The 20,897-nt window shown below is 41.6% G+C and carries 18 protein-coding genes and 4 riboswitches; all 18 genes read right to left on the reverse strand.

Features of this window, described 5'->3' with window-relative positions; all coding sequences use genetic code 11:
* Positions 1 to 6 precede the first annotated feature (6 nt).
* Positions 7 to 1,476: a stalk domain-containing protein gene (locus AC4HCY_RS15625; RefSeq protein ID WP_491094589.1), complete on the reverse strand. Its 1,470-nt coding sequence runs from the start codon at positions 1,474 to 1,476 to the stop codon at positions 7 to 9.
* A 151-nt stretch (positions 1,477 to 1,627) separates the two neighbouring features.
* Positions 1,628 to 2,233 (reverse strand): TroA family protein, encoded by a 606-nt coding sequence (locus tag AC4HCY_RS15630; RefSeq protein ID WP_491094590.1) that lies wholly within the window; start codon positions 2,231 to 2,233, stop codon positions 1,628 to 1,630.
* 28 nt (positions 2,234 to 2,261) lie between these two features.
* The gene (locus tag AC4HCY_RS15635) at positions 2,262 to 3,059 is read right to left on the reverse strand and encodes an ABC transporter ATP-binding protein (RefSeq protein WP_323430368.1); all 798 of its coding nucleotides are present in this window, start codon (positions 3,057 to 3,059) and stop codon (positions 2,262 to 2,264) included.
* An 8-nt stretch (positions 3,060 to 3,067) separates the two neighbouring features.
* Positions 3,068 to 4,063, reverse strand: coding sequence for a FecCD family ABC transporter permease (locus AC4HCY_RS15640; protein ID WP_491094591.1), 996 nt, complete (start codon positions 4,061 to 4,063; stop codon positions 3,068 to 3,070).
* Positions 4,053 to 5,099 carry an ABC transporter substrate-binding protein gene (locus tag AC4HCY_RS15645; protein WP_491094592.1) on the reverse strand — a complete coding sequence of 349 codons (1,047 nt, stop codon included), beginning with the start codon at positions 5,097 to 5,099 and terminating at the stop codon, positions 4,053 to 4,055. Before AC4HCY_RS15645 ends, AC4HCY_RS15640 begins: the two co-directional genes overlap by 11 nt.
* Before the next feature lie 111 nt (positions 5,100 to 5,210).
* The gene (bchH, locus tag AC4HCY_RS15650; protein WP_491094593.1) at positions 5,211 to 8,945 is read right to left on the reverse strand and encodes a magnesium chelatase subunit H; all 3,735 of its coding nucleotides are present in this window, start codon (positions 8,943 to 8,945) and stop codon (positions 5,211 to 5,213) included.
* 247 nt (positions 8,946 to 9,192) lie between these two features.
* Positions 9,193 to 9,383: riboswitch (cobalamin riboswitch) on the reverse strand.
* Between the two features lie 13 nt (positions 9,384 to 9,396).
* Entirely contained in the window at positions 9,397 to 9,912 is a 516-nt protein-coding gene (gene cobO / locus AC4HCY_RS15655) for a cob(I)yrinic acid a,c-diamide adenosyltransferase (RefSeq protein WP_491094594.1), read from the reverse strand.
* 131 nt (positions 9,913 to 10,043) lie between these two features.
* Positions 10,044 to 10,223: riboswitch (cobalamin riboswitch) on the reverse strand.
* A gap of 146 nt (positions 10,224 to 10,369) precedes the next feature.
* Positions 10,370 to 11,548: a glycine/sarcosine/betaine reductase complex component C subunit alpha gene (gene grdD / locus AC4HCY_RS15660; RefSeq protein WP_323430363.1), complete on the reverse strand. Its 1,179-nt coding sequence runs from the start codon at positions 11,546 to 11,548 to the stop codon at positions 10,370 to 10,372.
* 11 nt (positions 11,549 to 11,559) lie between these two features.
* A complete protein-coding gene (gene grdC, locus AC4HCY_RS15665) occupies positions 11,560 to 13,098 on the reverse strand; it encodes a glycine/sarcosine/betaine reductase complex component C subunit beta (RefSeq protein ID WP_323430362.1) in 1,539 nt (512 codons plus the stop codon).
* A gap of 58 nt (positions 13,099 to 13,156) precedes the next feature.
* Positions 13,157 to 14,461: a glycine reductase complex selenoprotein B gene (grdB, locus tag AC4HCY_RS15670; protein ID WP_323430361.1), complete on the reverse strand. Its 1,305-nt coding sequence runs from the start codon at positions 14,459 to 14,461 to the stop codon at positions 13,157 to 13,159.
* Positions 14,462 to 14,512: 51 nt separating this feature from the next.
* A complete protein-coding gene (gene grdA / locus AC4HCY_RS15675; RefSeq protein ID WP_255225853.1) occupies positions 14,513 to 14,974 on the reverse strand; it encodes a glycine/sarcosine/betaine reductase complex selenoprotein A in 462 nt (153 codons plus the stop codon).
* 48 nt (positions 14,975 to 15,022) lie between these two features.
* The gene (locus AC4HCY_RS15680) at positions 15,023 to 16,309 is read right to left on the reverse strand and encodes a glycine/sarcosine/betaine reductase component B subunit (protein WP_323430360.1); all 1,287 of its coding nucleotides are present in this window, start codon (positions 16,307 to 16,309) and stop codon (positions 15,023 to 15,025) included.
* A gap of 53 nt (positions 16,310 to 16,362) precedes the next feature.
* Entirely contained in the window at positions 16,363 to 16,683 is a 321-nt protein-coding gene (gene trxA, locus AC4HCY_RS15685; protein ID WP_323430359.1) for a thioredoxin TrxA, read from the reverse strand.
* 107 nt (positions 16,684 to 16,790) lie between these two features.
* Positions 16,791 to 17,720, reverse strand: coding sequence for a thioredoxin-disulfide reductase (gene trxB / locus AC4HCY_RS15690; RefSeq protein ID WP_323430358.1), 930 nt, complete (start codon positions 17,718 to 17,720; stop codon positions 16,791 to 16,793).
* 69 nt (positions 17,721 to 17,789) lie between these two features.
* The gene (locus AC4HCY_RS15695) at positions 17,790 to 18,191 is read right to left on the reverse strand and encodes a GrdX family protein (RefSeq protein ID WP_323430357.1); all 402 of its coding nucleotides are present in this window, start codon (positions 18,189 to 18,191) and stop codon (positions 17,790 to 17,792) included.
* Positions 18,192 to 18,321: 130 nt separating this feature from the next.
* Positions 18,322 to 18,399: riboswitch (glycine riboswitch) on the reverse strand.
* Positions 18,400 to 18,499, reverse strand: a riboswitch (glycine riboswitch).
* A 122-nt stretch (positions 18,500 to 18,621) separates the two neighbouring features.
* Positions 18,622 to 19,461: a DegV family protein gene (locus AC4HCY_RS15700; RefSeq protein ID WP_491094595.1), complete on the reverse strand. Its 840-nt coding sequence runs from the start codon at positions 19,459 to 19,461 to the stop codon at positions 18,622 to 18,624.
* A gap of 14 nt (positions 19,462 to 19,475) precedes the next feature.
* Positions 19,476 to 20,315, reverse strand: a complete 840-nt coding sequence (locus AC4HCY_RS15705) for a DegV family protein (RefSeq protein WP_323430355.1) — start codon at positions 20,313 to 20,315, stop codon at positions 19,476 to 19,478.
* Positions 20,316 to 20,339: 24 nt separating this feature from the next.
* Positions 20,340 to 20,804, reverse strand: a complete 465-nt coding sequence (trmL, locus tag AC4HCY_RS15710; protein WP_323430354.1) for a tRNA (uridine(34)/cytosine(34)/5-carboxymethylaminomethyluridine(34)-2'-O)-methyltransferase TrmL — start codon at positions 20,802 to 20,804, stop codon at positions 20,340 to 20,342.
* Between the last annotated feature and the right edge of the window lie 93 nt (positions 20,805 to 20,897).

Raw genomic sequence — 20,897 nt, forward strand, 5'->3', positions numbered from 1 at the left:
ACTCCTTTATTTTCTTGGAAGCTTTATCAGCTTGTCTCCTTTATATCCTTTAAACGCTTCAGGATGAAAAACTGATGCTATATCCTTTATAAAACGGTCTGTGTCAGGAATAGTCTCCCACCAGTCTGCTCCATACACCCATACATCTCCATTTTTTACTGCCTTCATATCGGCAAGAAGCGGATTCTCTTCAATGAGACCTTCAATAGTAGAATTCTTAAGATAAGTAATCAAACTTGAGTATATCAAAATGTCTGCATCCTTTGACTGTGCATAAAAGTCTTCCATACTTATCTTAACGCTTCCGGCAGCACCTGCTCCTACATTCTTAAATGCATAATCCCCACCGGCCATATCTATCCACTTTCCAATATAAGAGCCGGCATTGGGTACATAAACAGTACCTTTATTTGAGTTTCCCCAGGAGATCTTTGGTGCTTTATATCCTGCAATTTTTATTGAAACATTGTCAATCTCTTTAACAGCGTCATTTAATATTTTTTCTGCTTCTAATTCCTTGTCATAGAAAGCTGCCATGAATTTTATCCATTCCATACGGCCCAGATAGTGGGACTCCAGGTACTCGTTATTGACTGCGCAACCGATACCCATTTCAGATAGTTTATCAATCATAGCCTGCTGCCCATATGCGCCGGTGTATGCAAATACCATATCGGGATTAACAGCTTTCACAAGCTCATAATCAGGCTGTCCCATGCCATCTCCGCCTACATATTTTACCTTTCCTTGATTGAAAGCCGCTTTTACTTCGGCGGTTACCCATTTTTCCCCCGGAGTAGTTACTGCCTTTAAGCTGTCCAAAACACCCAGCTTAATAAGGGGGCCTACTTGAGTTGAAGATGCACACATGGCATTTTTTAGGGGTATTCTTACTATTTTATCAGCTTTATAGCCTTTTGGAGCTTCATTTCCCTGGGGCACAAGAAGCAGCCTCATGTTTTCCCCATCCGTAACAAGCTTGCTCCCATCATCCATATACTCAATTCTAAAGCTTTGAGAAAAATGGATCGGAAGTGCTTTCATTTTTATGCTCAGCCTAAAGGATTTATCATCATAGGAAGGTTGAAACCCAAACACTGCTTGAATAAAATCCTGGGGAACATATAATATATTATTTTTGGCCTCAGATGCCCGGCTGAGCTTGAAGACTCTGCCATTTGCATATACATTGGCTTTGCCCTCTTTCATTATGTAAATATTATCCCCTCTTAACAGGGTAATGTTTTTGTTCTCCCCATCCCAAGATACATTGGCACCTAAAGCCTCTGAAACCGCTCTAAGAGGCATCATAACATTGCCATTTACAACATAGGGCTGATGAGCACCAAGGTTTATTTCTTTACCATTTACATCAACTTTTATCGGTGATTGTGCAAAAGCAACCGTTGATAACGCTGTTGCCATCAAAATACATACAACTATAGCTGATAATAGTTTTTTTGTTTTATTCATCATTTTAAAATCCCTCCTGATTTTTACTCAATATTGATTTCCCATGCAGTACCGGCGCTACGATAAACGAAAGCGTTGCTCCAAATATTAGATCCTTCGGGTGTAACCCTCAGGATGACAACGAAGCTGAACTTTCATAGCAATAAAATCTCGTTTAATCAATTCCTGCTGCTTCCTTCATTATTTTTACAGCCTTTTTGTCCTTACTTTCATTGCCTGTTTCTAAGGCAATCACAATAATCTCGTTTTTCTTCAAATCAGAAGCTATGGCATTTTGCGATCCTGCTTCAACAATGACAAGATCCGGATCAAGCTCAAGAATCTCAATGATGTCCGGATTGGATTCTTTGCCTACTGTGGGAAGACTTTTCATGTTTTCGCATGATGGCTTCCCCCCTTCTGTTTCCACTCTGCAAATGGATTCACCCCCAGCAGAGTAAAACAATTCAAAAAGTTTCCCCGATATTACTGCAATTTTCTCCGGTTTTTTTGCAATCTTCACATTGTTCCCCAGCATGTCCTTAATAATCAAGGGGTAATCTTTTTTTGCTTCTTGAACTTCATTGGGCTCAGGTTCTGTGATATCATTTTCATCCTCTTTTTGAACATCTTGGGCTTTTTGAGCTTCAGTTTCATTTATTTTGCCGGCTTCTTTTATTTCATGATCTTCTCCGGCTTTATTCACTGTCCTTCCGCATGCACCAAGCACTAAAGAGAATACGAGCAAGATGCATATGATATACAAAGTCGATTTTTTCATTTAGTACCTCCTCTATGCCGCTTCCAGATCAAGGCATGACCATTTTCTTCGCATAGAATATAGGCTTATTTGTTTCCACATCTCTGATTATTTGCGCCTCTACCCTGAAAGCACGCCTTAAAACATCGCTTTTCAATATCGTCCAAGGATCGCCCTTTTTAAATATCTTATGGTCTTTGATCACGATAAGCTCGTCGGAGTATCTTGCTGCGTGATTTATGTCATGGAGCACCATGACTATGGTTATTCCTTCTTCCCTATTGAGCTTTGCCACCAGTTCCATTATTTCAAGCTGATGACAAATATCCAAAAATGTAGTAGGTTCGTCCAATAGAAGTATCTCCGGCTTTTGTGCTATGGCCATGGCTATCCATGCTCTTTGACGTTCTCCTCCCGACAGCGTATTTATCTTTCTGCTCTCGAAGGCGGCAAGTCCTGTCTTTTCCAAAGCCCAATCCACGATCTTAACATCCTCTTCCTCAAAACCCTTCCACCACCGTTTATATGCAAATCGTCCATACTGTACAAGCTGCCTTACTGTGGCATCGCTCATAGTGCTGTTGCTTTGGTACAAAACTGCCATTTTTCTGGCCACATTTTTTGTTCCCGTTTTAAAAATATTTTTTCCGGACAAAAGTATGTACCCTTTTTGAGGCTTTATATTTCTGCTCATAGCGCGTATAAGAGTGGTTTTTCCGCAGCCGTTGGGCCCTATGACCGAATATATCTTACCCCTCTTTATATCAAGATCTATATCATCTATGATCTTATTATCCTTATAGCTTATGCTCAGATTTTTTATTTCCAATATATTGTCGCTTCCCATTTTCATCCCTACTTTCTCAGCAAATATAAAAAGAAGGGCGCTCCAAGCACTGCCATGACAATGCCTACCGGAATTTCAACAGGGCTTAGCACCGTTCTGGCAAAGGTGTCACTGAGCATTACAAGCACTGAACCTAATAATGCGGAAGCAGGGAACATATATCTGTAGTCATTGCCCAAGATCAACCTGATGCTGTGAGGTACGATAAGCCCCACAAAGCCTAAAAGGCCTATGACGCTTACCGCGCTGGCTGCCAGGAAGGCTGCTAAAGCAGTAAAACCCAGTCTTGTAGCCTCGACATTCAGGCCCAGGCCTCTTGCTACATCATCTCCCAATATCAAAATATTTAGCTTTTCGGCAAATATAATGACAAGAAGGAGCCCTGCAATGGTGTAGGGCAATATAGTCTGCACCTCCGGCCAGCTTCTGGCAGAAAGGCTGCCATTCATAAAGGATAATGCTCCATGAACCCGATCGCTGTAAAAAACCAATGTGGCTGAAATCCCTGCTCCGAACAAGGCCGATACGGCAACTCCTGCCAGTATTATACGTATAGGTTGTATTCCGCCTTTCCAGGCAAGAATGTATATTATAAGAGCTGCCAGCATTGCCCCGAAGAAAGCTCCTATAGTGACAAACTGCTGATGCTGAGGAAACATCACCAATATAGCTATACCGAAAAGTCCGGCACCGCTGCTGATCCCTATAATGCCTGGGTCGGCCAATGGATTGCTCATAACCCCCTGCAGTATGGCTCCGGCCAAAGCCAGATTTATGCCTACCAAAGCCGCCAAAACCATTCTGGGCAGACGTATGTTCCAGATAACCATCCTTTCAGTACTGCCGTCATCACTCATGATGACCTCAAATATACGCCTCACGCTAACTTCAACGGTTCCCTTTGCATTTCCCGAAACAAAACAGATTATTGCCAGCATTGCCAGTGCTGCTATAAAGGCCATCTTAAAGCTTTTACTCTCTCTGATCGAAGCTTTATTTTTCATACCAATCCTTGACCTCTCCATACACCTCCGGATATATGCTCCTTGCCACATATTCTATAGCTTCTCCGTAGTATGGTCCTGAATTGAACAAGAAGTACTCTTGGGGAAGGTAAATCACACGCCCTTCAGATACAGCCCTCACTCCCTTCCAGGCAGGACTGGCTGCAAACTGTTCCTCCATTGTCTTTTTGGCAGTCTCGTTGCTGGATATCATGCTTGTTACCAAAATATAATCCGGATTCTTCTCAACTATATACTCTATATCAAGAGGAGTCGTCTCTGATCCTATGGTATCCGGAGGCAAGTCGGAAGCTATGTTCTTGAGGCCTAAAATATTTGATACATCTCCGGCTATACTGTTGTCAAGCTTTACCGCCAATGACTTCGAGGTTAAATAGAGTATTATTACCGAAGTTTTCTGTTGCGGCAGCTTGGAAACCAGCTCTTGCCTCTTGTTTTCGATTTCGCTTATTCGTTTCTCTGCTGCTTCCTCTGAATTCAGTATTTTCCCAAAGACCCTATAGGCTGCCATCACATCATCATAGCTCTTGATTCTGGAAACGATCACTTTAAAGCCCATATCTCTGAGCTTTTTTGCCTGTTCTCCCTGAGTGCCCTCTTGAGCAATTACCAGATCAGGCTTATACTCAATGACCTTTTCCATATCTATGGAATAAGTTGCTCCCACGGAAGGAATGTTGATTATTTCATCCTTGTGCTCGGCTAACAGCTTTATATTCTTTGAGATGTTAGAGGTGCATATAGATTTGCCGCCAAGATCATACCATATATTAAGCGATGTGCCTGACAATACTGCCGTCCTCTCAGGCTTCTTATCCAGCACTGTTTCATAGCCGACAAAATCCTTTATAGTTAATGGATAACCCTCTCCTATTGCTTCTATGCTCAAATTTTTGTTTTCATCGCCTGCTGCAGCCTTTGTACCTGTGTCAACTCCTGTTTCAATGCTGCACGCTCCCATACTCACTGTCAGTATAAGTATGAACAGCAGGAATCCAATTTTTCTCAGTTTCATTTTTATCATCCTCCATTTATGTAAATATATTTACACTGCAACAGCTCATTTGCATAAGTTTGTGATCTCTGTTTTGCTGACTGATAACGATTGCAGTAAAACTATATATAACTATAATTTCTCTTCAATATTGCCCTCCAATTTGAGGTACTCTTCTCTTAGCTCCAACAATTCCTCTTGTGTAGCCTTCCAATAGCCTCTTTGATTATATTCCATCAAGCTTTCCAATATCTTGTGATAAGCCCAGGGATTATTTTCTATCATGCGATTGCGTAATTCTTCATCGGACACATAGGTGGAATGCATCTTGCTGAACACCCAATTTTCCACCTTATTGGTCGTTGCAGCCAGGCCCAGTATATTTTCAAATCTGTCGCTTATTTTTTGGACACCGTGATACCTGTGCTCCAGCATGCCGTCAATCCATTTTGGATTTAATAGCCTGGTCCTCACGCCCATTTCTACAGACTTTTCCACCCTATCCGTCTCTATTCTCCGGCCTGTGGTATCGGTTATATATATAGCGGCCTTTTTCCCCTTTACCATCTCCACAGACTTGGAAAGCCCTCCAAAATATTCATAATAGTGATCCAGATCTGTAACCTCGTACTCATGATTGCTCCTTATCTGAGAAACTATATCCACTGCCATAAGATTCATGCCGAACAATTCTTCTGATTCCCTGCCCCTGAAATTTTCACTATATACATGCTTAAGGCTTTTAATATATGCTTCTCCTATTTGTTCTTCTCTCTCCCAGTTTTTAGTCTCTATAAGCTTGCTTATGCCTGTCCCGTATTCTCCTTCGCCGGGTCCGAATATCCTTGCTCTTGACAATTCCTCGGCCTCAATCTTGTCATAGCCTTTCTTCAGCAGCTCTTCATATATCCTATTGCTGTTTTTAATAAAGTAATTTGACCCCTCCCCTTCATCGAGAAGGCTGATCTCTTTATAAATTTTATTCAATTCTTCAATAATATTGGGAAACATGTCCCTGAAGAAGCCGCAAATATTTATCACCACATCTATTCTGGGCCTATTCAATTCTTTCAGCGGAATTATCTCATAAGCAGGCTCCCAGGCGTTTTTCATCTTCTTTAATCTGACCCCCAGATATCCTAAAATCTGTCCTACAGTTTCACCCTGGGTCCTTGAGGTCTCAAGACCCCAAAGTATCACTGCCGTGCTTTGCGGATACCCTCCCTGATCTTCTTTATATTTTGCCAGAGTATTTTCAGCTATTTCAAATCCCCTTTTCCAGGCAGTCTTCGTTGGAATAAATCTGGGGTCAAACTGAAACAGATTATATCCTGAGGGCAAAACCTCCGGGTTCCTTATGGTATCTCCTGCCAGCTTTGCTTGCAGATATCTTCCGTCCAGGACTTCAAGAAGCCCTTTCATTTCATTATTTGATCTTGCTTTTTCCATCATGGACAAAATATATTCCATGCTGCTTTTAAAGTCCCCTGCAAAGCGGGCTCCTTTCTCGAGGCCCTTGCTCAAATACTCTTCAACGGATTTCTTTGCCTTGACATCAAAGGTTTTTAGAGCCGATGCATCGTTGTTTTTTAAGGCTTCATCATAGTCAATGCCTTCCTCTTCCGCCATTATACGCCTCAAGGATTTGCATTCTCCCCTGTCGTACCCGGCGACTGCCATGGCATAGTCTTTTGCCTCTTCTTCATCATAAGCTTCTCCGAAAATATGTAGGCCTCTTGGTATTAGGGATTGTCCTATCCTGTAAAGCTCCTTTTCCAAAACATCGAGATCCCCGTCCATATTGTTCTTCTCTGCTTTTTCTTTTATATCTGCTAAAATAGCATCGCACCGGGCAGGAGAAGCCCTTTGAGCTTCTCTGTATTCATCCGTAAGCGCCTGGATTTCTGCCAATTCCCCATATAATTCTCCTTCAACAAATACGGGAGGCTGGTATCCTACCAAAACGGCATGGGATCTTCGCTTGGCTATCATGGCTTCTGCAGGGTTCCCGCAATAGTACAGATATATATGGGGCATATCCCCTACCAATCTATCGGGAAAACATTCTCCCGACATTCCGCATTCTTTTCCCTTCAAAAATTCCAACGTGCCATGGGTGCCCACATGAATGATGGCATCAGCCTTGAATTCCTCCCGCAGCCATTTATAATAGGCTAAATATTGATGATGGGGAAGCAATTTTTTATCATGATAAGCCTTGTCCGGATTTTCATGCATGCCTCTGGTGGGCTGTAATCCAATAAAAATATTGCCTTTTATAATGCCCGGTATCATAAAGCCCTCCCTATTGGTCATGATCTCTCCCGGCGCTGTCCCCCACTGCTCTATCATTTCATTCCTTTCCCCCATTTTCCCAAAATCCTTTTCGTAGGCTGCATTTGGATATATTATCATATGCTTTTCTGATTCCTCATTGGCCCAAGCACCGCTATTTACTATCTTTCCTGCTGTAAAATGCTCCATAAGCTCTCCGGATTCATTGCTTCCTATATCGTAGCCTTCCTCTTTCAAATTTCTCAAAATATTATCAACGGACTTAAAGGTATCCAAAAATGCACCGCCAAATATATTGTCTTCTCCCGGTGGATAGTTGTAGCATATTATGGCTATCCTTTTATGCCTATTATCTTTTCTTCTAAGCTTAATCCAATTCTGAAGCCGTGATGCGAGCTTGCTCAATCTTTCATCCATGATCCTCAGCCTGTTAAGCTCTAGATTCAATTCCTCGCTGCGGCCGCAGTTCTCCAACGCTCCCACCGGATAGGTTTCGATACATCCGTCTAATTCCGGCAGCATGACAGATATCAGAAATTCTGAAGGGTTCAATCCACTGGGGGAGCTGAGCCATTCCTCTTCCTTTTTCTTGGTCATGAGAAAGGGATGAAATATAGGAGCACCTATATCTCTTAAAAGCTCAACCGCAGCTTCCGCATCCCCTCCCATAGGCCCGGCGCCCAATCTGAAGGACATAAGGTTTATTATAATATCAGGCTTTCTTCCTGCTGCTTCCTTTAGTATTCCTTCCAGCCTCTTCATGTCGGTTATATTGGTTTTATTAAAAGCTATAGGCATAACATTGGAAAAGCCCTCCAGCTTATTCAATATATCTACGACGCATTCCTTGATCCTGTTGGGATAATTGTGGCCGTAAAACAACACCGCTGTAAGGGGTTTGCCCTCTGCAATTGAATATCTTTTTCTATAATCCTTAAAATCATCAAAGTATCTTTCCCCTGCCGGATCAAAAATTCCAAAATCCTCCCATTCCCTTGCTGCATCTGGTTTTGGAAGGCTCTTAACATTTCCGTAATCCCTAAGTATAAGGAGCACCATGTTTTTTACTTCTTCTAGACCTGCATTCCTCCAGTACTTGCCTATTTGAATGAAATTTTTAATATCTCTGAGCTTACCTATGGGTACTATTCTTCCTGCTTTCTCTGCCACATCCATCATCTTTTGAACCGCTTCCATAGATACTTCTTTTTTCTTCGAGGGCTCCTTTTGTCCCATGCCTCCTTTAGAAAAATCATCCCAATTCAGGCTTCCCAGCCGCAAATATTCTTTGCCCCCATTGCCTATAGGCAGGATGCAGCCTTTACAACGCGTCAAAGAAGCAAGGGTCTTTTCTATCACTAAAGCCGTTGCCCCCATCAAATCTATGATGACAAAGTCAGAGCTTTCTATATCCTTTCCCATCTGCTCCAATCTTTCGTCCTTCATAGGCAGGTAAGCGAAATATACCTTCAAATCCAATATGTTTCCGTATTCTTTCTTGAAGCTGCCATAAAAGCTTGCCAGATCTTCAATCGCAGCATTGGATACGGCTATAACAGTTATTTTGTACATCTTATCACCGCCTTTTATTGAACGGGACTTCATTGTTATGAAAGTCCAGCTCCATTGTCATCCTGAGGGCTTTGTTTGAAGTATCTTATTATTTAAGATTCTTCAGTCGCTTTGCTCCTTCAGAATGACAGGAAATTTTATTTTTCCCATAGGCAATAAAAAAGCCCTTCTGCTCTATCATGATACAAAAAGGCTTATAAATGCAGCATCTGCACTTCTAATGACCTCTCCCGTACCTCGCAGGATCCGCATTATTGCATGGCAAGCAGGTCTTCTGACTCAGGATTCATTTATGCTTCCAGCCTTCCCGGAAATATCCAGTGGCCTACAAGCTAAGGCAGCATATCCTCCATCACAGCGGCGGGACCGTACAGGATTTTAACCTGTTTCCCTTTTAAGCCGGCTTTTATACCGGACACTTGCAATACTGATATTAAATTTTCTTATTATATCAAGACTCAATGCCTTTCCTTGCTTGTATTCCCGTTCTGTAGTAATGCTTTATTTCCTTCATTTCAGTTACCAAATCAGCCATATCAATGAGTTCTTGGGGAGCATATCTTCCGGTTATAATTACTTCAATATTCTCTGCCTTTTCTTCCAGTATATTTATTACCTCTTCTACTGAAAAAAGCTTATAATATATTGCCACATTCAGTTCATCTAAAACCACTATGTCATAGCTCTTGTTCTTTAATACGTCAGCTACAGTTTTAAGACCTTTCTCAGCTGCCAATATATCCTCTTTTACAGGATCGTTGAATATAAAACAATTACGCCCGAATTGATGTATTTCAAAATTCGGCAAATAATTTGCAGCTTTTAATTCGCTATATTCCATGCCTTTAATAAACTGTCCAAAATATACTTTTTTACCTGCACACACAGCTCTTAGGGATAATCCTAATGCGGCAGTAGTCTTACCCTTACCATTACCTGTATATATTTGGATTTGCCCCTTATCCATGTTACCTCCTCCTTTATTTCGCCCTAATGAACGACAAAGTCCCCATATCCTCGGATGGATATGGGGACTCAAATATTAACAATATACTATGCAAATACAAGACAGGACTCTCCCCTTCCCTCCGAAGGTCACTCGGTCTAAAGAATCAGGCAGGTCTCCTGGCTTTCGCATCATTCTACTCTCAACACCTTCCCAGATAGCTCCAGTGGTATAGGTTGATTTCGTACACGATTACAGTAGCGGGGGCTGCAACGGTTTTGCACCGTTTTCCCTATTAATCTAAATTAAGAACCTAATGCTTATTATTAAGTTTTCATTTCAATACTAGCACATGTAAAACAAAACTGCAATACGGAAATCTGATAGCAGTTAAACATTATCAAAAGTAAAACTAAAAGGCTGTGCTTCAGTGTTGAACTAAAGACACAGCCTTTTTTAAAGCTGAACGAAATCTCGTCTAACAGTTGCAGTCCAGCGGTTTTTGAGTGATCAATTTGTTTGCAAACAAAACCTCTACTGCCTTTTCATAATCTTCATCGGCAGTGAGTATTATAGGACCTGTGCATCCCATACCGCTCTCTGAGTAAATGCCTTCTTTCGCCAATTCGGCTACAGCGTTTTCCAGTTCAAGTATATCTACTCCTGCAATGGATTTTGTAACCACCTTTTTATCAGGCATCTTAATTTCTGCAGGTGCAGCCTTTTTAGCTTCTGCCGTTATTCCTTTGAGTATTTCATCAAGGCCTGCCTTCCTGGCTTTATCGAACTCTTTCTTTGCCACCTCAGTCAGCTTGCCTTGGGCGCATGAAGCTGCGTATCTGAGTGCTTCACTTACTACAGGAGCACCTGAAGCCCTGGATAGTATGCAGATTATTTTATCGTAGCCATCACCTACGCCAGGACCATATCCGTAGCCTAAGGATTCATAGCTGCCTCCCGTGGTGAAGGCTGAAAATATTTTCATCATTATATTCCCTGTCAATGTATCCAGTACCATTACATCAGATGCTGCCGCCAAAAGATCGTTTCCTCTCATGATGCAGCCGCCGTCGGATCTTACGGATTCAGAAAAGTTGATGTCATAGCCTTTTTCTTTAAGCTCCTTTAGTGCTCTTTCTACCTGTCTTGCTCCGTCAACATTGAGTATACCGACAGTAGGATTTGCAATGCCCAGAGCCTTTGCCGTTATTATTCCGTAGAGAGCATTTTTCACCATGCCTTCAACTCTATGAGTGGATGAGGTGCCTGTAGTGGTTGCCAGGATCAGCTCCTTGCCGAAGCCGGGAGTTATGACTCTCCCAACGGTAGAAACTCCTATAGGGAAGCTGTAGTGCATCGTGACAGCAGAGTCCAGTTCGCCCTTATCCAGCATCTCATCCATTTTCTTATGCATCTCATCTTCTGATGCGACTTCAACTACTCTAAGGGAAGTATCAACCTTGGGCCCAATGAGTACAATTTCGAAATCATTATACTTTTTGGCTGCCAGCTCCGCACCCCTTACCAACTCCTCGGTGCCGTGCTCGCTGCCCATGGTAGTGAGTCCGACTTTAACCTTGCTGCCGAAATTTCCAGTCATTATAGCATCGGCAACCTCGTTAAATACCTCCCCTATCATGGTTTTTATATTATCCATATCATTCACCCCTACTTTCCGTTAAGTAAGAATGCTGCAAATTCTTTCATTGTTTCTGCTACCATTCCCTTGATCTCTTCTTTAGACACTGCTCCTATTTCTTCAACTTTTCCAGGGTTCTTTTCCATAACTATAGATACGCCGTCAAACAAGTTGGTCATTCTTCCTAGGAAAAGGCTTCCCTTTCCAACTATCATAGCCCTGTCTATTTTGCCTTCCATGATCATCTTCCTTCCGGCACCCACAAAAGGAACTCCCGAGGGTATATGACCTTGTGTCGGTGCAAAGCCCGGCATTCCATGTTCTTTTATAAAGGTAGGCATATAAGCTCTGTCTATGTCGCCGCGCTTTGCTCCCAAAGCAGCGATCATCTTGTAGTTCGCCAATGGTACGTCTCCGGCGCCGGCAGGCTCAGTGATTTCAGGAGTCTGCATTTCTACAGAATATTTGTTGATGTCGGTTATCTTGAGTCCGTTTTTATCCAGCGGCTTGGTGATAAGGGATTCCATAACTGCCTGAGGTGATGATCCTGTACCTACAGTATGTCTTCCTACAATATCAGTTCTTAGAACAGGGCTTACACCATCATCCTCAGTAACCAATATGGCAAAGGTTCCAAGGCAATCTTCCAGTATTGGCAAATCTTTGTTTACATGGTCTCTTCCATTCATACCAAGCTTTGCAGTAGCTCCTCCGGCAACGATTGCCACACTCTTATATACTCCGGACTTTACCAATGCAGCAGCATTTATCAATGAATGGGTGGGTGCTGCACAGAAGCCTCTTGTATCCGAGCCTGTAGCTGATACCAATCCGGCAACCTCAGCTATAGCCTTCGCAAAGTTTCCTCCGCCTCTCTGATTCATATCGCCGCATGCTTCTTCGGAGCATTCGATAACATATTCAATGGAGTCTGCAGGGATATTATTTCTATAAACGAGATTTTTTAAAGCTATAACTGCTGAGGCCTTAACCACTATGTTTTCAGCCATGATATGTGCAGTAAGGTTCTTATCTGTAGCATGGGCGGCTTTAACACAGCCTACGACCTTGCCGTTGAAATGAAGGGGCTCTGCACCTTCTGAAAGCTTCTTCTCTATGTCTGCGGCATCAAAGCCTTCTTTGATCTTTGCGATTTCAGCTTCTGTGAAATAAGGCTTTTTAGAAAGCTTTGCTTTTGCAGAATCGGAAAATTCTTTTTCAAGCATGATCAGATCAAAAGCGTCGCATAGTTTCATCACTATATACAATTCGTCTTGGGGAACCATTTCACCCATTTTGCCTTCTTCTTTTCCATCTTCCACAAGGTTTTTATACCAGGGTCTGGGAATATTATTCAAGTCATCAGGTAAAATATTTCCTATATAAGCTTGGTTTGGAGCATATTTAACCGCTTCCTCATAGCTTCTCAGGTGACTTGGAACTTTCTTTAAAAATTCAGAATTCGGGTTGGCATCATGCTCGGAAGAACAAGTAGTTCCATAGTGCATAACCATGTCAGGCGTATGAACTAGCACATATGCTGCCCCTTTTACTACAGGCGTTGTCATTTAATTACACCTCCGAATATATTTCTTAAAAAAGGGTGGTATCACACCACCCTTTAAATTATTTATCAAATACTGTCTGACCGTGAACTTCTGTTTCCAGTGCTTTTAACGCCTTAAGAACGATTTCTCTTCTTATGGCTTTCTCATCAGCTTTGCTGAGAGCAGGATTTCCGAGCGGATGCGGAATTGCTATGGCCGGAACTATCCTGTTTGCTCCAACTGTCAATGAAATCGGAACAACCGTGCAGATGTGAACCACGGGTATCCCTGCTCTTTCAATTTCTTTTACCATCGTTGCGCCGCAACGAGTGCAGGTGCCTCAGGTAGAAGTAAGTATAACTGCCTGAACTCCGTCTTTCACCAATTCTTGAGCAAAGGTAGAAGCAAATTTCTTAGCATTAGCAACGGAGGTTCCATTCCCTACCGTAGTATAGAAATATCTATGAAGTTTGCCTATTACTCCTTCTTTTTCAAGGTCTCTTAACACATCGACAGGAAGAACTCTGTCTGCATCTTGGTTTGCATATACAGGGTCATATCCGCCGTGAGCTGTTTCGTATGTTTCTTCTGTAAGATCCATAACGCCTTCTATATCATACTTGCCATACTTGGAAGCCGAAGAAGCTTCTATCCTGTCCGGATTTCCCTTAGGAACTATACCGCCGGAGGTAACCAAAGCGATCCTTGCATTTTTCATATCCAATACCGGCTGATTTGGTGCTACCCTATCAAAATCAGGCATTGCATACTCTGTAGAAAAAGCCTCGCCCTTTAATTTGGCAACAAGCATATTAACAGCTCTCTTGGAGCCTCTTTCATCTTTGAATATGTTCTTGCGAACTCCTCTTGGGATATAGCCCTCTTCTGTCGGTGCTCCCAATGTCTCACCCTTTGCCAGCTTCAATCCAAGCTTCGCAACGGCTGGAATCGCCTGTCTCATGCCTGTAGCAGCATTGGCAGTCTCAACTATATGGAAGTCTTTTTTGAACATATCTACTCCGGGGTTCTCCGGATACATGCCTGATACAACAGGGATATTTAAGCTCTCCTTAACAGCCTTGCATATGGAACCGCACGCAACTCCATATCTGCCTGCATTGAAGGCAGGTCCGGCTATGAATAAATCCGGTTCATAGGTCTTAACCATCTGAAGGATTTCGGCTGTAGCCTCTTCCAGGTTTTCGTTAAAATATGAGTCACCACAAATGACTGTAGCTACTATTTGAGCATCGCTTCCCAAGGCAGCCTTGAGAGCCATACCTGGTCCTACCACACCTTCTCTTACTTCCGGCTTCACATCGGCTTTTTCTTCGCCGCCAATGCCACCGTAGAACTGATTTATATAATGAACTACTTTAATCATATTAGTAACTTCCCTCCTCTCTTTTATTTGTTCTTTCGAACATGAGGAATATTATTTAAATTGAGAATACTGATCCCTGATGGATTTGACTTCGGCACCAATGGCATCAACATCAAGAACCATTTCCATCATGCCGCACTGCTCATCGAACACACCGGCGTCAACTTCTTCTTTAAGTTCAAATATATGATAAACTGCGAGTCCCAACGAGACTCCTGCTAAAGGACCTGCATAAGTAGGGTCTCCTGCTGTAACTGTTTCAGCTGCTAATCCTGCTGTTTCAGCTTCGGATGCGCCTAATACTACTACAACATTTTCCTTCCCGTATTTCTCGGAAAGTTCTAATACCCTCTTTTGATTTTCCAGATCCATCGCTCCTGCGGCCGTTCAGACAAAGCATTCGGTTGATGCAAACACTACCTCAGCGCCTGCTGTCTTAACGCACTCTTCTATAGCAGGAGCAGGAATGCCGTCTCTATCGCCTATGATGATTACCTTCTTGTCCTGTAACATGCGATTCATCCTTTCTATATTGATTTTCTATTTTGTATTATCTGAGTTCTAATATTGTGTTGCTGATAGCTTATTGAAGCCTATTTCGCTGGTTGCTCCGGTTATTACCTGAAGCTCAGCAACTATGCTTCCGTCAGGTCTCAAGCTGCCTGCAAAGCCTCCTGCTATTATGTCGGCAGGTTTCAAATCCCCTATTACCTTCTTCATTGCCGGAAGTTCGATCACTTCGTTGGCGTTTCCTGCTGTTACAACTGCATCAGCTGATTTGTCAGCATCTGCCAGAGATTGGGATGCTCCGTCTCTTCCTGCATATTCGTCAGTAACAAGGACGGTTTTAATTCCTTTTGCCGAGATCTTCTTGCAATTCATCATAAGGTCGGTATCGGGGTTTCCAAAGCCTTCCTCAGATACTATGACTGCATCAAGTCCGAGATATTCTGCCAATTTAGCGGACCAATTTGAAGATCTTTCCTTATCAGCCAATGTAACGTTTTCATTTGTTATGATGACGCCAACAAAGTTATAATCCTTGCCGTGTCTTTCATATAGATCTTCAATTATTGGATTGTTCAGATGATTATATGTTGGGTTCTTGTCGCATGCAGAAACACAGTTTCCGCTTAGTATTGCTCCATCCATAACCTCTGTTGGATATATGAGTGTAGGAACTATTCTCTTTGCATCCACACCGTATACATAAGTGTCATGAAGAAGTCCCTGGGTTTGAAGCATGTAGACATATGCTACCCTTGGAAGATCAGGATATTTCTTAATGCCTTCCAATAGCGGTAAAGTTTCATAAGTCTTAACTTCATCAGGCTTTACATTTCTTCCTGCTTCTCCTATATAAGCCGCAGCTTTCAAGCCTACCATCCTGACTGCTTGCTCATGCTCATGCTGAGGTAAATGATCAATAGGTGTGCAAACCAATACTAAATTATTGGTCTTAGAAAACGGAGTGTAATCTGCACCGGGCCCAGTCATATCGATTATACCTTCCTGGAATCCCACAATCTTACCTGCAGTGACAACTGCAGCACCTTTTAATACATGAGTCTTGCCTGATCCTACTACATCAACCTTGTTGATAAATCCTGGGAATATTCCGCCAGGCCCTTCAACTTTTACTCTTGGTTCAATGACGTCCTTTACCGGCATTATTCGGGTCTCTTCACCGGGTTTTGCAATATCTACCTCTATGCTGACCAACCTATTGTCGCCGCTGACTGCCTCCAAAAGCTCCTTCTTGTTTACATACAATACGCCATTTTCAACTTTTGTAGCTTCGCCAAACTGTAAATCCTTTATGAATATATTGCCTAACTCTAGACGCATGAGATTCACCTCCCTTTTATTTGGAGGGGGACTGAGAGTCCCCCATGGAAACGTTATATGTTCTCTTTTATCAGGTTTTCTATGGTATCAGGTGTGCAATTATCTGCACCGCTGATTTCCTTTACCTTCTCGCCGTTTTTATAAACTATGAAAGTAGGTAAGCCCATAACCTTTTGGCTTATAGCCAATCTTCTGTTTTCAGTAGTATTAAGCTTGCAGAACTTCATTTTATCCTTGTATTGCTCTGCCAATCTTTCTACGTCGGGCATCAAAGCCTTGCAGGGTTCGCATTTTGTACCCCAGAAATCTACTATTACCGGTCCTGCTGCCTGTAATACCTCTTGGTCAAAATTTTCTTTGTTCAGCTCTAACATTGTTTCACCTCCTTTTAAGCATTTTATAAGCCACTGAAAGTCACTGAATTTTTTATTTCAGATTTCGTGAGATTTTCTTGTCTTTTAGCGGCTCCAGTCTCCTCTAATTATTTATTAAAGGTTCTTTCTATATATTTTTCAGCACTTATAGCTGCCACAGCTCCATCCGCTGCTGCAGTTATAACCTGCCTTAATGGTGTAACCCTGACATCGCCTGCTGCAAATATACCTTCTGCTGAAGTCTTCATCTCCGCATCTGCAATTATATAACCCTTTTCATCCATATCCACTATGCCCTTTGCAAATTCGGATACAGGCTTTGTGCCTACGAATACGAATACTCCATCGGTTCTGTAGTCTGTTATCTCGCCGGTTTTTACATTTTTCAGCTTAACGCCTTCCACTATTCCATCACCGTATATTTCTTCAACAACACTATCCCATATTATTTGTATTTTTTCATTATCCAATGCTTTTTCTACGATAGATTTTGCTGCTCTGAATTCGTTTCTTCTATGAACTATTGAGACCTTATCAGCAAATTTGGTAAGATACAAAGCTTCTTCAACCGCTGCGTCTCCTCCGCCTACAACTACTACTTCCAATTCTGCGAAGAAATCAGCATCACAGGTTGCGCAGTAGGATACGCCTTTACCTCTGAAATCGTCTTCTCCCGGTGCTCCTAAATTGACATGCTGAGCTCCGCTTGCTATGATTATCGATTTCGCTTTAATTTCTCCTTCTTTCAGCTTTAGGACTTTGACTTTATCGCTTAAATCAAACCCTACCACTTCATCCTTTATAAATTCAGTTCCAAAGGCTTCTGCCTGACTCTTCATCCTTGCTGTAAGGCTGGGCCCTGTAGGATGCTCAATAGAACCGGGATAGTTTTCCAGTTCTTCGGTTGTTGCAGCCTGTCCTCCCCATTTGCCTTTTTCAATTATTACAGCACTCATTCTGCCTCTGGAAGCATATAATCCTGCAGCAAGTCCTCCAGGTCCTCCCCCTATTATGGCAACATCGTAAATTTTATCCATTATTCTACCCCTTTCATCACTTTCATATGTATATCATTGGATTAGTTTGTTATATCTATTCATCTGGTTTTAGTAGTTTATACCCAGGCTTGATAATGCGCTTTCTAAAAGCTTCATATCCAAAAACCTAAAATCTTCAAGGACTTTATTGCTCCAGTCCGGTGTAGGTCTGTCATTAAGCAGTTTTTTACAGCTTTCTATGCTGGATTCAATGATTGAAAGCGATTGAAAATCCAAAGCTCCTTTTTTATCTTCCAATATTATGCTTCTATATGGTGTCTCATTTGGTTTAACGCTTCCCATAAGGGGATGTGAGATCAGGACACTGCCTGTGTGTATTCTGTCTCTTACCTGATACAAAACATCGATATAGCTGCCGTCAACGTAAGAAACCTTCAATGTGTCGTTAAATTTATCACAAATCAAGACATTATTAGTTAAAATATAGATATTCCGTGTCAGGCTTATCACCTCTCAATCAATATTTTTAGCTGCATATTATCTTCTATTCTTTTTTCGTTAGCGGGTAGTTTATCAAAGATGCATTTATGAATCGCAACTGATGTTCTCATGCTAACAAAAAGAGATAGAAGCAGTTGCCTCTATCTCTGTCATTAACCTGAGAGATTCTTCTATGAAATAGAATTGCTCCTTCGGTGCATAATGCTTTCCAGAGTTATGTCCGATTGCGGTCCTTTTGCCTGAGAGTTTCATTAACGGGCTTTTCCGTACTTACTCCTTCGGCTCCTATTTTAATAGGCATCTCCCGCGAATCTTCATCCATACCATATTAAATTATACCAAAAATCGTATATTTTTTTTATAGATATTTCCTATACTTATACTATATACAATTTGTCTAATCTATTCAAGCTTTATTTGTTTGTTTTTAAAAAAATTTTTAAATATAGTGGATAACCACGGTTCCCGGACCGCAATATACGCCTATGACACAGCCTATTTCAAATTCTTCCATCTCAAATTTGCCGCAGGTTTCCTCGATGGCAGCTTCAAAGTCTCTTAAATGCTCCAGATTATCTGCATGACCGAGCTTGACCTTCTGATCTTTTAAGTTGGCACCTTGCTCCTGCATTATTTCCACAATCCGTTTCAGCGCTTTCTTCATCCCTCTGGCCTTGTCAATCGCCACTATTTTTCCGTCGTCAACAGTCAATATGGGCTTCAGGTTTAACAAGGTCCCTATGGTTGCCTTAGTAGCAGAGAGTCTTCCGCCTTTTTTTAAATACTCAAGGGTATCAACCACAAATAAAGTTTTCACATTATCTATCAGATAGTTTATTCTATCAACTATTTCCTCTTTTGTCCTTCTCTCCCCCGCCATCTCTGCGGCTTCTATCACCATTTGGCCGAAGCCATAGGTATAGTTTCTTGTATCTATAACAGTTACCTTATCTTCGCCGACCATTTCCCTGGCAATTGCTGCAGAATTATAAGTACCGCTGGCATCTGAAGACAGATGTATGGATATTATATGGTCATAGTCCTTCAAAAACAATTCATATTTTTCTTTAAAGCTGTTTGGGTTCACCTGTGATGTTGTTGGCAATTTTTCTGAATTTCTCATCCTCTCGAAAAAAGCGTTTGGAGCTATATCTACCCAATCTCTATATTCATCTTTATCGAAAAATATGGTGAGAGGCAAAACCTCAATATCATATTTTTCTGCTATACCTCTTGGCAAATCTGATGTACTGTCGGTAATTATTTTAATCTTGCTCATACTCCACCTCTCCTCTATAATTCAAAATGTAGCGCCACACAACCGGGGCCGGCATGAGTTCCTACCACCGATCCCACCTCTCCTCTTATTATCTCTTTGGGCTTAAAGGACATATTTATTATTTCTTCAATATAATCAGCTTGTTCAGGACATAAGGTATGGTTTATGCCTATCACCTTACCGTCTAATGTCCAACCGTTAGATTTTATATTATCCATCATTATGGAAATGGCCTTCTTTATTCCTCTGGTTTTTTCAATCATCTCCAGTTTTCCATCCACCATAGTTATTATAGGCTTAATGTTCAAAATCGAACCAAGCACCGAAGCAGAAAGAGATATGCGCCCTCCTTTGTACAGATACTTCAAGCTTCCTATAATAAAAAATTGTTTCATCCTATCTTTGGCTTTTTCAATATTATCAACTATATCCTCTGCAGATTTGCCCTCACGTGCCAAGCGCGCCGCCTTAATAACCAGCAATCCTGCCCCCAAGGTCACCGCTCTTGAATCTATGACAAATATATTATGGCTTTCCAAATTATTTCTGGCAATAACCGCGGAGTTATACGTGCCGCTCAATTCGGAAGAACCCAGAATCGCGACAACAGCATTGCTCTTTCCCAATTCCTCCTTAAATACAGCTTCAAATTGCGGAGGGTTTATCTGGGATGTTTTAGGCAGTTCCTCAGAAGATTCCAGTCTCTTAAAGAATTCATCTGCTGTAATATCTATACCATCCCTGAAGGATTCTTCCCCAAAATTTACTGTCAATGGCAATACTCTGATATTATATTCATCTGCAAATTTCTTAGGTACATCGCACATAGTATCTGTTAAAATAACAACAGCCATTAATAACTCCCCCTACACTCTATGTTATATCATATTGGGAAATCCGATTTGCCTTAGTGCCTCATAAACTACTATAGCAACAGAATTCGAAAGGTTTAAGGATCTTGCTTCATCGATCATAGGAACCCTTATGCATTCATCCGGATTTTTTAAAAGCAAATCCTTGGGCAATCCTGCGGTTTCTTTGCCAAACAATATAAAGCAATCCTTTTCATATTTTAAATCAGTATATTTGTTTTTAGCTTTAGTGGTGGAAAGGAAGAACTTTCCTTCTCTATACATATCGAAAAAAGCATCTAAATTATCATGATATTTAATCTCAACCAAACTCCAATAGTCTAATCCGGCTCGTTTTAAATACTTATCTTCCACAGAAAAGCCCAAAGGCTTTACTAAGTGAAGCTTACAGCCTGTTGCTGCACAGGTTCTTGCAATATTACCGGTGTTCTGAGGTATTTCAGGCTCTACAAGCACTATATTTATCGACAAGCATAACATCTCCCTTGTAAGTCTATATATATAATACAAAATCGCCAGGCTTTCTACAAGAGAAAAAAAGAAAGGCGCTTATGCACCTTTCTT

This window comes from Lutispora sp. QWL-02, assembly GCF_058315355.1.